Below are 14,582 nucleotides of genomic sequence, written 5' to 3'. Positions count from 1 at the left end.
TCCCTCCCTCCTTCAAGATCACTTAATGGTGGGTAGTTGTAGGGAGTGGTTTGCAACTGCTGAGGGTTAAGTGATCATGGGGCCGAGGCGGCGGCTGGCGAGGATGGCGAGGGTTTCCTGGCGGACCTGGGCGGGGTCGGCCAGGAGGCGGCGGTGGCTGAAGCGGACCACGAGAATGCCCTTGGTGGCGAGCAGGGCGTCGCGGCGGAGGTCGATCTCGCGTTCGGTGGGGTCGCCGTGGCTGGTGGCGCCGTCCAGCTCGATGTCGACCCGCTCGGCCTCGGCGAACATGTCGAGGTAGATCGTCCGTCCGCCGACCCGCACCCGCGCCTGCCGGGTGAACGCCGGCATTCCCGGGCCGGTGAAGACGTGGTCGTGACCCCAGATCTCCAACGGGCTGCGGCAGCCAGCGGCGAGCCGATCCACCAAGGCGCGCAGCGCCGGGCGGTCGATCAACCTCGGCACCTCGCCGAGGGCGGCCACGAGGCGCTGCGGGGTGGTCAGCCGATCGTTGACCGCGCGGATGAGCACTCCCGCTCGGTCGACCGTCGGCAGCAGCGGCCAGCAGTCCACCAGGGTCCGGTCGAGCCGGGTCACCGGCACCCCTCGCCGTATCACCGCGTGCGGCGGCTCAGTGGTGAAGCCGGGGCGGCGACGCACCACGAGATGCGGTCGGCCACTCAGGCCCGACCCGACGGGCAGGTCGAGATGCATCGGCTCGCCCGGCGGTTGACGCCGCAGGCCCCACACGTCCAGCGCGGTCAGTCGGCTGAGCGCGGCGCGTCCGCCTCCGTACGCCAGCGCGGCACGGCGAGCCAGCTCCGGATCGATCCGAGCGAGAATCGGCAGCTCGGTAGGGGTGTCCCGGACGAGCGTGGCGTCGACGTAGACCTGCGGGAGGACCCGGACCAGGCGACCGGCCCGGCAGGCGCTCTGGAGTGTCCACGGCGGCGCCACGCGGAGAACGTCCCGTCGGGTGGCCAGGCCGCCCCGCCGATCGAGCAGGGTTCTCAGGGTCGCGTGCACGGGTCGACCGTGCCCGGACCAGCCGCCGGTGAGCTGCCCGGCGGCGACCGCTGTGGACAGCGACGGCACCTGTGGACGAAGCCCCACGGTCCAGCCGACTGTGATACGCGAGGCGGTCTGGCTCCCACCCGGAAGAGCCGGCCCGCCAGTGAAAGAGCATGAATGAAGAAATACGACTGGCGGACGGGATGAGATCGTGACTGCGCGGCGTTCGTCACGCCGCCCCGCACGGGCGGTCGTCTGCGGCTGAGGCGTGGTCCGGTCGGGCCGCGGTTCACGGCTGGAGGACAGGACACCATGGCGCACATCGACCTCGGCGTCGACGAGAAGCAGTTCCCCGGCATCACCGGCCCGATGCAGTACCGTCCGGAGACGGCGAAGCCGCTCAACGAGCTGGCCGAGGTGCTGCTGCGTGCCCCGCACTCGCTCCCGGCCGGCGAGCGGGAGCTGATCGCCGCGTACGTCTCCGGGCGCAACGAGTGCACCTTCTGCTGCGCGTCGCACTCGGCGTTCGCCGCCGCGCAGCTCGACGAGGGCATGACTCTCGTCGACCAGGTACGCGCGGACCTCGACACCGCCCCGATCTCGGCCAAGCTGCGGGCGCTGCTGCGCATCGCGGGTGCGGTGCAGATCAGCGGCCGTCACGTCACCACCGAGCTGGTCGCTGACGCCCGCGCGGAGGGCGCCACCGACCTGGAAATCCACGACACCGTGCTGATCGCCGCCGCGTTCTGCATGTTCAACCGGTACGTCGACGGGCTCGGCACCTTCGCACCTGTTGGTCAGGACGCCTACGCGGAGTCCGTGCGTCGGATCATCGGGGTCGGCTACGGATCGGCTCTCCCCGTGCCGCCGAGCAGCTGAGCACGGACAAGGACGACCACACCCCGATCCCCCTGCGATGGTCGATGGGTGCGTCTGGCGAAGCCCGCCGGCCGCGCAGTTGGAGGGATCGATGGACCACCCACGTTGTCTGCTCGACGCAGCGACGCAGCTGCGAGCCGACATGGTCGACCGGCTGAGCGCTCTCGTCTCCTGCGAGTCGGCACCGGGCTCGCTGCCCCATCTCGAGTCCTGTGCCGACCTGCTCGCCCGCTGGGGGGAGGAGGTGCTCGGCCGGCCGGCCCGTCGGGTCGTGATCGACGGCCTACCGCACTTGCTGTGGCCGGCCGCCGACCAGCGCGTGCTGCTTCTCGGCCACTTCGACACCGTCTTCCCGGTGGGCACGATCCGGTCGAGGCCCTTCACCGTCCGCAGGGACGTCGCGACGGGGCCCGGCGTGTGCGACATGAAGGCCGGCATCGTGCAGATGGTCACGGCGCTGCGGCTGATCGAGGACACCTCCGCGGTCGGCCTGCTGCTCACCTGCGACGAGGAGACCGGGTCCGTCACATCGCGGCAGCTGATCGAACGTGAGGCTCGGCGTTCGGGGGCGGTCCTGGTCTGCGAGGCGGCCACCCCGGAGGGGCGTCTGAAGGTGGCCAGGAAGGGCGGCTCGGTCTACCGCCTCACCGTCTCCGGCCGCGCCGCGCACGCCGGCGTGGAGCCGCAGCGCGGGGTCAACGCCACCGTCGAGGTCGCCCACCAGGTTCTCACGCTGGGTACGCTCGGCGCGGCGGACAGCGGCGGCACCTCCGTCACGCCGACTCTGCTCTCCGCCGGCACGACGACGAACACGGTGCCCGAGCGTGCCAGCCTGGCCGTCGACGTCCGGGCCTGGACCAGGGACGAACTCGAACGCGTGGATCACGCCATCCGTGGGCTGGTGCCGGTGCTGCCCGAGGCCACGCTGGCCGTGCAGGGCGGAATCAACCGCTACCCGATGTCGCCGGAGCTCGCGCGGCCGCTGTTGGAGCTGGCCCAGTCGATCGCCTGCCAGCTTGGCATCCCGAAGCCCACCGGCGCGTACGCCGCTGGAGCGTCCGACGGCAACTTCACCGCCGCGCTGGGCGTACCGACGCTTGACGGCCTGGGTGCGGTGGGCGGCGGCGCGCATGCCGCCGACGAGTACGTCTGCCTCGACCGGATGCCCGAACGGACGGCACTTCTGGCCGGACTCGTCGGCTCGCTGTCCACCATGGAGCGTTTCGGATCGCAACCCATCGACGACATCCCGTAACGTGCTGGGCGCCGGCGAACGACCGGCAGCGAGAGGTCTGCGTCGGCATGACTACGGGACAGCGCTCGGGATCGCCCATTCCTCCGCTCGGCGTCGAGGAGGAGTTCCTCGTCGTCGACGCCGAGCGGGGTGAGGTCGTGCCGGAGGCGGCCGCCGTCGTCGACCGCGCACGCCCGACCCTCGGTGACCGGGTGGGCGGTGAGATCACCAAGTTGCAGATCGAGACCCGCACCGACCCGTGCCTGAGCCTCGACGATCTCGACGCGCAACTGGCTGAGGGCCGCGCCGCCATTCAGAGCGCGGCCCGGTCGGCGGGTCTGCGGGTGATCGCCAGTGGCTCGCCGGTGCTGGGCCGTGCCGTGCCGCCGCCCATCACCGAGGGGCCGCGCCAGGACCGGGGCACCGCCACCTTCCGTGGGCTGCACGACGAACTCGCGATCTGCGCCGTCCACGTCCACGTGCAGGAGCCCGACCGGGACCGCGCCGTGCTGATCGGCAACCACCTGCGCCAACACCTTCCGGTGTTCCTCACCCTCACCGCCAACTCGCCCTACTGGTCGGAGCGCGACACCGGCTACGCGAGCTGGCGCAGTGTCACGTGGGGGCGCTGGCCGGTGGCCGGCCCGCCGCCGTACCTGACGTCCGCCCAGCAGTACGACGACCACGTGGACGCACTGCTCGAGGCGGGCGCGCTGGTCGACCGCGGCACCATCTTCTGGGATCTGCGCCTGTCGACGAAGCACCCCACCCTTGAGGTACGGGTGGCCGACGTCCCCGTCACGGCCACCGAGTCCGCGGCGCTCGCCGCCCTGGTGCGGGCTCTGGTGGTGGTCGCCGGAGATGCCGTGGACCGGGGCGACGAGGGGCCGGAGCTGCTCCCCGAGCTGATGCGGCTCGCGTACTGGCGGGCCGCCCGCGACGGGATGGGCGGGCACGGCGTCGACGTCGCCACGGGCCGGCTGCTGCCGGCGGCGGCACTCGCCGAACGACTGGTCGAACGCGCCCGACCAGCACTCGACGAGGCGGGTGACCGCGAGCGGGTGGAGGCGTGGCTGAGCTGGCTCGCCAGGGACGGCGACGGGGCGACCCGCCAGCGGGCCGCCGCGGCGCTGCGCGGACGCCTGACCGACGTGGTCGACGAGATCGCCACCCGAACCGCGCCCGACGTGCCCACGGGCGAAGAAAGCACACTTCAGTAACGACAAGCTGCCGCTGCTTCGAAATGCTGGATGAACCGGATGACGGCGGCAGGCGCACCCTCCCCGCCGAGACCCGGCACATCTGATCAGGAGGCCACAGGTGAACGACACCGACCTGCTACCCAAGGTCCCGGTCCACCACCACCGCAGGCCGCCGGCGGAGATGGTGCGGGAGGCGGAGGCGTTCGCCGAGCGGATGGCGCAGCGCCGATCCGTGCGGGACTTCGCCAGTGACGCACTGCCCGACGGGGTGGTCGAGGCCGCGATCCGGGCGGCGTCGACCGCACCCAGCGGCGCCAATGTGCAGCCCTGGCGGTTCGTCGTCCTGACCGATCCGGCCCGCAAACGCCGGCTCCGCGAGGCTGCGGAGGCCGAGGAACGCGCGTTCTACGACCGCCGCGCCTCGCAGGAGTGGCTCGGTGCGATCGCCGGGCTCGGCACCGACTGGCGGAAGCCGTTCCTGGAGACCGCACCGGCCGTCATCGTTGTCTTCGAGGTGCACCAGGGGCCACACAGCCCGAAGCCGTACTACGTCAAGGAGTCCGTCGGCATCGCGGTCGGCCTGCTGATCACCGCGCTGCACCACGCGGGCCTGGTGACGCTGACCCACACGCCCAGTCCGATGCGGTTCCTCAACGAGGTGTGTGAGCGCCCCCCGGAGGAGCGCCCGTACGTGGTGATGCCGGTCGGTTATCCCGCCCTGGACGCCCACGTGCCCGACCTGGCCCGCAAGCCCCTCGACGAGATCATGGTCCGCTGGTGAGGTCCCGGGTCAGGAACTCGACCAACGGCTCGACGTGCCGGTCCAGGCGCCGCCACTCGGCCAGCAGATCCTCCAGCAGGTGCTGCTCGGCGAGCAGTTCCGCACCGCGGTAACGCCGGATCACCGGGTGGATGAAGGCGCTCTCCCGGGCGCGGTCGGGGGTCGGGTGCCGGTCGATGGCGAAGACGTCGCCGTAGTCGTCGCGGCCCCACCGCAGCGCGAGCGTGTACCAGTGCGTGGCGGCACCGAAGCGCTCCACGGCGTAGTCCTCCGGCAGGTCCTCGTAGTGGTGGAAGTCGCCGGTGGCGTCGTCGCGGACGAAGGCGTCACAGAGGTACTCGAACTGGGTCCACAGCGCCGACGACCAGTTGACGCGGTCGAGCATCAGCTTCGTCAACGACGCGGCGTCGGCCTGCGTCGTCGTGTACGGCAGCGGCACGTCCTCGTAGCGTTCCCGCAGCATCCGGGTGAACGTGCGCAGGTTGTACCGGAAGCCGTCGATGAACGGCGACGACGCGTGCTTGACGTCCCGGGCCTGGGCGATGGTGCCGGCGAAGTACAGGCCGTCGACGTTGCTCGACTGCCAGTCCGGGCGTAACCCGGGCATCCGGCCGTCGCGCACCATGTCGGGACGGGCCGTCTCGTCGAACATCGACGTGTCCATCCGGAAGCCGGTGCACCGCAGCACCGTGTGGTAGTCGAGCTCGGCGGTCTCCCCCTCGGCGTGCGTGTACGTGATGGACACCCGGAACCGCCCGTCGACCGGCCGGATCTCGTCGATCGTGCAGTCCAGCACCGAGTGCAGCGTCTTGAACTGGTAGCTGTCGAGGATCGCGCCGTACTGACCACGGACGTCCCCGGGGTGTTTGGTGTTCCACGCCAGCCGCAGCGGCTGCCGGCTGGCAAGGTGCACCATCGACGCCCGGCCGAGGATGGCCGACGCGGTCTCGAACGCGGAATTGCCCTTGCCGATGATCAGGACCCGCTGACCGTCGTACGCCGTGGGGTCGACGACCATGTCCTCGTACCCGATGGCATGCTCGATGCCCTTGATGGCCGGCACGAAGGGCCGGCCCCAGCCGGTCGCGACGACCAGGCAGCGCGCGCGGACGTCACCCCGGTCGGTGCTCAGCGTGAAGCCGTCGCCCGTCCGCGTGATCCGCTCGACTGTCGTGCCGTAGCGGACGTTGAGCTGGTGCACCCGTTGGAACTCGGCGAGGTAGCGCACCAGGTCGTCGGCGGCCGGCAGGTACTCCTCGCTGATTCGCGGAAACAGCAGGTCCGGCGAGTCGTTGAGGAGCGAGTTCCAGTCCCAGCGCAGGCGAATCTCAGGATCGGCGCTGTCGGTGTGCACCTTGTTCAGCGAGATGAGCCGACGGTGGCGCGGAAACCGCCGGAAGAAGCCACCGGGCCCGTCGCCACTCTCCAGCGTCAGGTAATCGGCGCCGTGCTGCTGGAGGTAGTAGCTCAGTTGTAGTCCGGCGGGTCCCGCCCCGACGATGACGTACCTGTGTTCGCTGCTGACCATCCTGCGGCCCTTCGACGGAGGGATGAGTCCATCGACCATGGAATGCGAAACGGTACGTGTCAATGCCACCGGCCTCGCTGCCGCCCTGCGCTCGTAGAAGTGGCCGGGCCGCCATCTACGGCTCCCGCATCCACGTCTTCGGGTCGGTCACGAACACGCCCTTGCCCTGCTGCCGCCGGATAACCCGCAGCGCCTCCAGCCGGGCGTAGGCCATCTGCACCGTCCCGTGGCTGACGTCGTAGCGAGCACGCAGTTCAGAGATCGAGGGCAGCTTCTCCCCCGGCTTCAACTTCTTCGACCTGACGTCGGCGATCACATCATCGGCGATGCGCCAGTAATCCGGCACTTCTCGCATGGCACTCCTCGCGTGGCAACCCGATTTGATCACACCGCGACGCACCTAACAAGCAACGTTGACTCAACTAGCATGTCTAGCTATGTTGGTCCCGGGCCGATCCTCGCGTGGCAACGAGTTCGGCTCACCCCCTGGTCGGGGCGGGTGCGTGTGCCCGTCCCGACCCACCGGACTGCTCTGCCGTCGTACCGCCGAACGGGCTGCGGCGGCCGAGCGGGCGGGGTCGCCCGCGGACGGCCCGCCCCCAGACCACCGCAAGGACCTTCCGCGCTCCCGCCTGCCCGCAGAGAGGATCGTCGTGGCTCAGGTGTATCGAGGTGGCCAGCCCTACCCCGCCGGCTACCCGGCCCGGTTGACGCCGCACGAGGTGCGGACCCGCGAGTTCGCCGCGCGCCGGCGCGGCGTCGACCCCGATGAGGTACGCGAGTTCCAGGCCCGGGTGGCCGACGAGCTCGCCATGCTCAACGACACGGTACGGCTGCTCAGCCAGGAGAACGACCGGATCAAGCGGGACTGCGTGACTGGCAGACCATGCACGCGCGAGAGTGCCCGCCGTCGCAGGAGCAGCACCGCAACTCCGGCCACTGGTGACCGCGCGCCCTGCCCCCGGCGACCTGCTCGTCATCGACGGCCGGGCCTCGGTGCAGTTTTCCGGGGACCGCGCGCTGACCTTCCGCGTGGTCTCGGTGTCCGACCGGCCGACGTACCAGGGCTGGGTCTGGCTGACCGGATACGTCATCAACCGCCGAGGCAACGCGACCGCCAAACGCGAGATCTTCGTCCAACTCGCCGGCCTCCGTCCCTGCCTCGCATTCTTCGCATCAACTCGGGGCAGGGAGGGCCCTCACCGCCAGGGCATCTCGTCAGCCCCGGAAGATGCCGGTCGGGTCGCGGCTGATCTCGTCGAGCAGGACGCTGACCCTGGCGGATGGCGGGGCTAGGTCGTAGCGGCGGAAGCGGATGTTCCGGGTCTCGCCTCCCATCGGCTCGACGGTCACGCCGCACTGCGGGTCGCAAGGATGGCACGTGTCTCCGCGCGTACGTCGTCGCCTCGTAAACCAGGCGACGGTGGGCGAAGCGGACCACCAGGATCCCGACGGTCGCCAGCAGAGCGTCCCGGCGCAGGTCGATCTCCCGCTGGCGCGGATCCCCGTGGGCGGTGGCCCCGTCGAGTTCGATGTTGACCCGTTCCCGCTCGGCGAACATGTCGAGATACACGGTGCGCCTCCCGAGACGCATCGGCACCTGCCGACGGAATGCTGGCATGGCCGTGCCGGTGAAGACGTGTTCGTGTCCCCAGATCTCCAGCGGACTGCGGCATCCGTCGGCGAGTCTGGTCAGCAGCGTCCGCAAGGCTGCCCGGTCGATCAGCTTCGGCACACCGTCCAGGGCGACCGCCAGCCGCGCGGGGGTGGTCAGCCAGTCGTTGACCGCGCGGATCACCGGGGCGTGCCGCTCGGCGGACGGCAGCATCGGCCACGAGTCGACGATGGTCTGCTCGAGACGGGTCACGGCCAGTCCTTTCCGGACGAGCACGTGCGGCGGCGCGATGACGAAACCCCCACGTCGATGCATCACCAATCCCGGTCGCGTCCGCAGGCCAAGGGTCATCGGCGCGCTGAGATGCAGCGGGTCTCCCGCGATCTGCGGGCGCAGGCCCCACGCGTCGAGCGCGCTGAGATGACTGAGTGCGGCGCACCCCTGCGCCCAGGCGAGAACCGCGAGTTGGGCCACACGGGGGTCGAGCCGCTGCAGGACCGGGGCGCCCGGTCGGTTGCCCACCAGGTGCGCCGCCACGTAAACCTGCGGCAGTACCCGCACCAGCTCACCGCCGCGGCAGGCCCGCGTCAGCGCCCACTCCGGCACCACCTGCGTCGCCGCCGCACGGGTGACGAAACCCGCCGGACAACTCCACCAGTTCCCGCAGAACTGAGTTCACAGGCCGGACCGTGCGGCTCCGCCCCCAAGGTCCGCAAGGACCCCACCTCGGCCTCTGTGGACAGCGGTCCCGGTGTGGAAAACCCCCACGCGCGCCCACGTTCTGCTAGCCCACCATGATCGGTGGCAGCTCAGCTGCACAACTCTCGGCGTGTCGAGTCGCTCAGACGTCAACGATCATGGGGCAACACACGGCGGCACGGCGAGGCGTCAGGCTGCCAGGGTTGCGTAGCGGCCGTTGCGGTTCAGCAGGCTGTCGTGGTCGCCGGATTCGACGATGCGGCCGTGGTCGAGCACCGCGATCTGGTCGGCGTCGCGCACGGTGGAGAGGCGGTGGGCGATGGTGATCGTGGTACGCCCCCGCGCGAGCACGTCGAACGCGCGCTGCACGGCCCGCTCGGTCTCGGTGTCCAACGCGCTGGTGGCCTCGTCGAGGACCAGGATGCGCGGGTCGCGCAGCAGCGTCCGGGCGATGGCGAGGCGCTGCTTCTCGCCGCCGGAGAACCGGTGGCCGCGCGAGCCGACCATCGTGTCGTACCCGTCGGGCAGGCCGGTGATGAGGTCGTGGATCTGGGCGGCGCGGGCGGCGTCGGTGATCTCGCTGTCGGTGGCGTCCGGACGGGCGTAGCGCAGGTTCTCCCGGACGGTGGTGTGCAGCAGGTACGTCTCCTGGCTGACCACGCCGACGATCCCGGCCAGGTCGGCGAGGCGCAGGTCGCGCAGGTCGACGCCGTCGATGGTGACCCGGCCGGCGGTCGGGTCGTGCAGCCGGCTGATCAGCCCGGCGAGGGTGCTCTTGCCGGAGCCGGTTTCGCCGACCAGGGCGAGGCTGGTGCCGGCGGGCACGTCGAGGGTGATCCCGGCGAGCGCGGCGGTGTCGCTGCCCGGGTATCCGAAGGTGACGTCCTCCAGGCGCAGGTCGCCGCGGACCCGGGTGGGGTCGAGGCGGACCGGCTCGGCGGGGTCGGCCACGTCGACCGGCAGGTCGAGGTATTCGAAGATCCGGGCGAACAGCGCCAGCGACGCGGTGAGCGAGACGCCCACGTTGAGCAGCCCCATCAGCGGCCGGAACAGGCCACCCTGCAGGGCGGTGAAGGCGACCAGGGTGCCGATGCTCAGCGTGCCGGCGGTGCCGGGCAGGCCGGCGGCGAGGTAGATGACCGCCGGTACGGCGGCGAAGATGATGCTCATCGAGGCCATCCGCCACCGGCCGGCCAACTCGCTGCGCAGTTCCAGGTCGACGAGGCGCGCCGAGGAGGCGGTGAACCGGTCGATGAGCGCGGGGCCGGTGCCGAGGGTCTTGGCCAGTTGCACGCCGCTGATCGACAGGCCCTCCTCGACGGTGACGTTGAGGTCGGCGAGTTCGCGTTGCCGCTGGGCGGTGATCTCGCGGCGCATCCGGGCGACGCGGCGGGTCAGCCAGATCGCCGGCGGCAGCACGACGAGGGAGACGAGGGACAGCTGCCAGGAGAGCGCGACCATGGCGACCGCGGTGGCGACCACCGTGGTGAGGTTGGCCGCGACGGCGGTGGCGGTGGAGGTGACCACCGACTGCATGCCGCCGATGTCGTTGGTGATGCGGGACTGCACCTCGCCGGTGCGGGTGCGGGTGAAGAAGCCCAGCGACTGGCGCTGGAGGTGGCTGAAGACGTCGGTGCGCAGCCGGTGCATGACCCGCTGCCCGACCTGGGTGGAGATCCAGGTCTGCACGACGCCGAGCGCGGAGGTCACCGCCGCCACGGCGACCATGCCGAGGACGAGCCAGACCAGCAGGGTCACGTCGCCCTGCGGGAGGGCGCGGTCGATCACGGCGCGCAGCAGGAACGGGGTGGCCATCGCGATGATCGAGGAGAGCACGATGATCGCGGTGACGGCGGCCAGCGCCGGCCGGTGCGGGGTGAACAGGCGGCCGATGCGGCGCAGGGACACCTGGCGGGCCTGCGTCTTCTCTTCGGCGCTGACGGTGCGGTGGCCGCGGTCGCGGCCCATCGGGGTGGGTTCCAAGGGGGACTGCCTCTCGATCGGGATATGCTGAGGTTACCTCAACATGAGGGTACAACCGTATCGCCTGTTACCGTATTCCGGTGACCGAGGACACCGCCGAGAGCGGCGACGACGAGAGCCTGGCCGAGACGTTCTGGGCCGTCGCGTCCCGTCTGCGCCGCCAGACGCGCGAGGCGTTGGCGCCCTGGGAGATCACCCCCAGCCAGTCCCGGGCCCTCGGCGTGCTGGCCCGGCACGGTGAGGTACGCCCCGGCACCCTCGCCGAGCACCTGCGCATCGCGCCGCGCTCGGCCACCGAGGTCATCGACGACCTGCAGGCCCGGGGGCTCGTCGAGCGGCGACCCGACCCGGCCGACCGGCGGGCCACCCTGGTCGCGCTCACCGAGGAGGGCGTACGGGTCAGCACCGCCATCCGGGCCGCCCGGCGGGCCGAGGCGGACCGCTTCTTCGGCCACCTGCCCGCCACCGACCGCGCCGAACTGGCCCGCATCCTGCGCACCCTGCGCGGCTGACCTGCCCACCGGTGCGACACCGACCACGCCAAGCCGGCCCGCGCCCTGCACACACAACGCCCGCGCCGTGCGCACATAACCACCGCGCCCTGCGCACATAACCACCGCGCACCCGGGTAGCCAGCGGCCCCGTTCGGGGACGAGGTGACAGGAGGACGCTGTGCCGCTGATGCCACACCTGACCCATCGCCCCGCCTGATGTGCGGGATCAGCGGGGAGGCGCGGTTCGACGGCCGGCCGCCCGACGCGGCGGCGGTCACCCGGATGACCGAGGCGATGCGCTCGCGCGGCCCGGACGACGAGGGACTGTTCACCGACGAATGGGTGACCCTCGGACACCGCCGGCTGACCATCATCGACCTGTCCGACGCGGGCGGCCAACCCATGGTGCGCGACGACCTGGGCCTGGCCCTGGTCTTCAACGGGTGCATCTACAACTATCCCGACCTGCGCGAGGAGCTGATCCGCGCCGGGTACGCCTTTCACTCCACCAGCGACACCGAGGTGATCCTGGTCGCGTACGCGCACTGGGGTGACCGCTTCGTCGACCACCTCGTCGGCATGTTCGCCATCGGGCTGGTCGACCGGGTACGCAGGCGCCTCGTCCTGGCCCGCGACCGGCTCGGCATCAAACCGCTCTACCTCGCCGAGACCCCCGGTCGGCTCCGCTTCGCCTCCACCCTGCCCGCGCTGCTGCGCGCCGGCGACGTGGACACCGGCATCGACCCGGTGGCGTTGCACCACTACCTGTCCTGGCACTCCATCGTGCCCGCGCCGCGCACCGTGCTGCGCGGCGTCCGCAAGCTGCCGCCGGCCACCCTGCGGATCGTCGAGGCGGACGGGCGCAGCCGCGAGGAGGTGTACTGGCGACCCGACTACGTACGCGAACCGGCCGACGCGCGGATGGACGCCACCGAGTGGCGGGCCGCCATCGGGGACGCGCTGCGCACCGCCGTGCGTCGACGGCTGGTGGCCGACGTGCCGGTGGGGGTGCTGCTCTCCGGCGGGCTGGACTCCAGCCTCATCGTGGCGCTGCTCGCCGAGGCCGGCCAGCAGCACCTGCGCACGTTCAGCATCGGCTTCGACAGCCGTGGCGGCGAGGCCGGCGACGAGTTCCGCTACTCCGACCTGGTGGCCCGCGCGTACGACACCGACCACCACCGGATTCGGCTGGCCGACGACGACCTGGTGCCCGCCCTGAACCGTGCCGTGCTGGCGATGACCGAGCCGATGGGCAGCCACGACGTGGTCGCCTTCCACCTGCTCTGCGAGCAGGTGGCGCGGCACGTGAAGGTGGCCCAGTCGGGGCAGGGCGCCGACGAGGTGTTCGCCGGCTACGGCTACCACCAGCCCCTGGTCGAGGCACCCCGGCACGGCGCCGACGAGACGTTCGCCGCCGCGTTCTTCGACCGGGGCCACGACGAGCTGCGCGGCATCGTCGGCCCGGCGTACGCGCTGGAGCACGACGCCAGCCGGGACCTGCTCACCGAACACCTCGCCACGCCCGGGGCGCAGACGGCGCTGGACGCCGTGCTGCGCCTGGACACCCACCTGATGCTGCCCGACGACCCGGTGAAGCGGGTGGACAGCATGAGCATGGCGTGGGGGCTGGAGGTGCGCACCCCCTTCCTCGACCAGGACCTGGTCACCCTCGCGGCGCACTGCCCGCCGCAGCACAAGGTGGCGCACGGCGGCAAGGGTGTGCTCAAGGCGGTCGCCCGGGAGGTGCTGCCGGGCGAGGTGATCGACCGGCCGAAGGGCTACTTTCCCGTGCCCGCCCTGCGTAACGTGGACGGGCCGGTGCGCGAGCTGGTCGCCGAGGCGTTGCAGGCGCCGGAGGCGCGCGAGCGCGGGCTGTTCCGCCCGGAGTACGTGGCGCGGCTGCTCGCCGAGCCGGACCGGGCCGAGGCGGCGGCCGGCAGCAACAAGCTGTGGCAGTTGGGTCTGCTGGAGCTGTGGCTGCAGAGCCACGCCATCCGCTGAGCGCCGAGAGGGTCAGCCGGCGGCGGTACGGGCGGCGAGGTCGTCGATGACCGCGCGCAGGTCGCCCGTGCGCTCCCACACGCGCCGCTGTCGGGTCGCGCCGGTGCCGTCGCGGCGCAGCCGGGCCAGTTGCGCCAGCACGTAGCCCAGGTCGCCGTGGCGCAGCAGGGCCGGCGCGATCACCGCCATCAGGTCGTCGACGAGGTCCCAGGCCGGCTGGGTGCCACCGCCTCGCAGGTCGATGAGCTCGCCGTCGAGGCCGTCGTGGGCGGCCCGCCAGTGCGCCGCGGCGACCAGGCAGTCCCGCACGGGCGGGGCGGTCACCCCGGCGCGCACCTCGTCGGCGAGGGTGGCGACGAGGGACCGGACCAGCGCGGCGACCAGCACCGCGTCGTCCACCTCCGGGCAGACGTCGCCGACGCGCACCTCCACCGTCGGGTACGCCGACGACGGCCGCGCGTACCAGTAGACCATCGCGGCGTCGAGCATGATGCCGGCGGCGATCAGCTCGTCGACGGTGCGGTCGTAGTCGGCGGCGGAGTCGAAGTACGGTGTCGGGCCGATGCTGGGCCAGCGTTCCAGCTGCATCGACCGCCAACTGGCGTGGCCGGTGTCGGACCCGTCGTGCAGCGGCGAGTTGGTGGTGATGGCCTGCACCACCGGCAGCCACACCCGCAGGTGGTTGCAGACCTGCACGGCCAGTTCCCGGTCGGGCAGCCCGACGTGCACGTGGCAGCCGCAGACCGCCGGGTCGTGCGCCACCGGCCCGTACCGGCGCGACATCGCGTGGTAGCGCGGTTCGTCGGGCACCGTCCGGTGCGGCTCGGCGATCGGGGTCGCGCCGACCGCCACCAGCCGCGCCCCGGCCGCCGCGGCGGCCACGACCGCGGAGCGGCGCAGCGTCACCAGGTGTGCGCGCAGGTCGCCGAGGTCGGCGCAGGCCGGGGTGACCATCTCCACCATGCTGTGCCGGAACTCCTGGCGGCTCTGGTCGCGGACGGGGCCGCGCAGCGCGGCGAGCACCTGGTCGGCCACCGGCAGGTTCCGCCCGCTGTCCGGGTCGAGCAGCAGGTATTCCTCCTCCACGCCGAGCGTGAGGGTGGACAGGTCGGGCACGGTGTCGGCGACGGTCGGGCGGTACGCCATGGCCCCTCC

At 71.7% G+C, this 14,582-nt stretch carries 12 protein-coding genes and 1 pseudogene; 7 read left to right on the top strand and 6 right to left on the bottom strand.

The window, feature by feature from the left end; translation table 11 throughout:
* Positions 1-66: 66 nt before the first annotated feature.
* The gene (locus F8271_RS12255) at positions 67-1,113 is read right to left on the bottom strand and encodes a DUF559 domain-containing protein (protein WP_225854459.1); all 1,047 of its coding nucleotides are present in this window, start codon (positions 1,111-1,113) and stop codon (positions 67-69) included.
* A gap of 210 nt (positions 1,114-1,323) precedes the next feature.
* Between F8271_RS12255 and F8271_RS12250 the strand changes: the two genes are divergently transcribed.
* From F8271_RS12250 to F8271_RS12235, 4 genes are all read left to right on the top strand, one after another.
* Positions 1,324-1,890, top strand: coding sequence for a carboxymuconolactone decarboxylase family protein (locus F8271_RS12250; protein ID WP_151489816.1), 567 nt, complete (start codon positions 1,324-1,326; stop codon positions 1,888-1,890).
* A 91-nt stretch (positions 1,891-1,981) separates the two neighbouring features.
* Entirely contained in the window at positions 1,982-3,145 is a 1,164-nt protein-coding gene (locus tag F8271_RS12245; protein ID WP_151489815.1) for a M20/M25/M40 family metallo-hydrolase, read from the top strand.
* 47 nt (positions 3,146-3,192) lie between these two features.
* On the top strand, positions 3,193-4,344 hold the full coding sequence (locus F8271_RS12240; protein WP_151489814.1) for a glutamate--cysteine ligase: 1,152 nt from the start codon (positions 3,193-3,195) through the stop codon (positions 4,342-4,344).
* Between the two features lie 163 nt (positions 4,345-4,507).
* The gene (locus F8271_RS12235; RefSeq protein ID WP_151489819.1) at positions 4,508-5,107 is read left to right on the top strand and encodes a nitroreductase family protein; all 600 of its coding nucleotides are present in this window, start codon (positions 4,508-4,510) and stop codon (positions 5,105-5,107) included.
* Here the strand turns inward: F8271_RS12235 and F8271_RS12230 are convergent.
* Together F8271_RS12230 and F8271_RS12225 are read right to left on the bottom strand one after the other, a co-directional pair.
* Positions 5,091-6,674 carry an NAD(P)-binding domain-containing protein gene (locus F8271_RS12230; RefSeq protein ID WP_225854457.1) on the bottom strand — a complete coding sequence of 528 codons (1,584 nt, stop codon included), beginning with the start codon at positions 6,672-6,674 and terminating at the stop codon, positions 5,091-5,093. The genes F8271_RS12235 and F8271_RS12230 overlap by 17 nt on opposite strands.
* A 76-nt stretch (positions 6,675-6,750) precedes the next feature.
* Entirely contained in the window at positions 6,751-6,990 is a 240-nt protein-coding gene (locus F8271_RS12225) for a winged helix-turn-helix domain-containing protein (RefSeq protein WP_151489812.1), read from the bottom strand.
* Positions 6,991-7,072: 82 nt separating this feature from the next.
* On the opposite strand from F8271_RS12225, the pseudogene F8271_RS33080 reads away from it, so the two are divergent.
* Positions 7,073-7,396, top strand: a pseudogene (locus tag F8271_RS33080) (hypothetical protein); the annotation flags it as partial.
* 332 nt (positions 7,397-7,728) lie between these two features.
* On the opposite strand, the gene F8271_RS12210 reads toward F8271_RS33080, so the two are convergent.
* Both F8271_RS12210 and F8271_RS12205 read right to left on the bottom strand, forming a co-directional pair.
* Positions 7,729-8,787 (bottom strand): DUF559 domain-containing protein, encoded by a 1,059-nt coding sequence (locus F8271_RS12210; protein WP_225854455.1) that lies wholly within the window; start codon positions 8,785-8,787, stop codon positions 7,729-7,731.
* A gap of 351 nt (positions 8,788-9,138) precedes the next feature.
* Positions 9,139-10,917 carry an ABC transporter ATP-binding protein gene (locus F8271_RS12205; RefSeq protein WP_192580257.1) on the bottom strand — a complete coding sequence of 593 codons (1,779 nt, stop codon included), beginning with the start codon at positions 10,915-10,917 and terminating at the stop codon, positions 9,139-9,141.
* A 95-nt stretch (positions 10,918-11,012) separates the two neighbouring features.
* Between F8271_RS12205 and F8271_RS12200 the strand changes: the two genes are divergently transcribed.
* Both F8271_RS12200 and F8271_RS12195 read left to right on the top strand, forming a co-directional pair.
* The gene (locus F8271_RS12200; RefSeq protein ID WP_151489810.1) at positions 11,013-11,444 is read left to right on the top strand and encodes a MarR family winged helix-turn-helix transcriptional regulator; all 432 of its coding nucleotides are present in this window, start codon (positions 11,013-11,015) and stop codon (positions 11,442-11,444) included.
* A gap of 198 nt (positions 11,445-11,642) precedes the next feature.
* Positions 11,643-13,427, top strand: coding sequence for an N-acetylglutaminylglutamine amidotransferase (locus tag F8271_RS12195; RefSeq protein ID WP_151489809.1), 1,785 nt, complete (start codon positions 11,643-11,645; stop codon positions 13,425-13,427).
* A 12-nt stretch (positions 13,428-13,439) separates the two neighbouring features.
* Here the strand turns inward: F8271_RS12195 and F8271_RS12190 are convergent, their stop codons facing one another.
* Positions 13,440-14,573, bottom strand: coding sequence for a glutamate--cysteine ligase (locus F8271_RS12190; protein WP_151489808.1), 1,134 nt, complete (start codon positions 14,571-14,573; stop codon positions 13,440-13,442).
* Positions 14,574-14,582: the final 9 nt, after the last annotated feature.

Source organism: Micromonospora sp. ALFpr18c, from assembly GCF_008868155.1.
GTDB lineage: Bacteria > Actinomycetota > Actinomycetes > Mycobacteriales > Micromonosporaceae > Micromonospora.
This window is presented reverse-complemented; position numbering and strand designations above follow the sequence as displayed.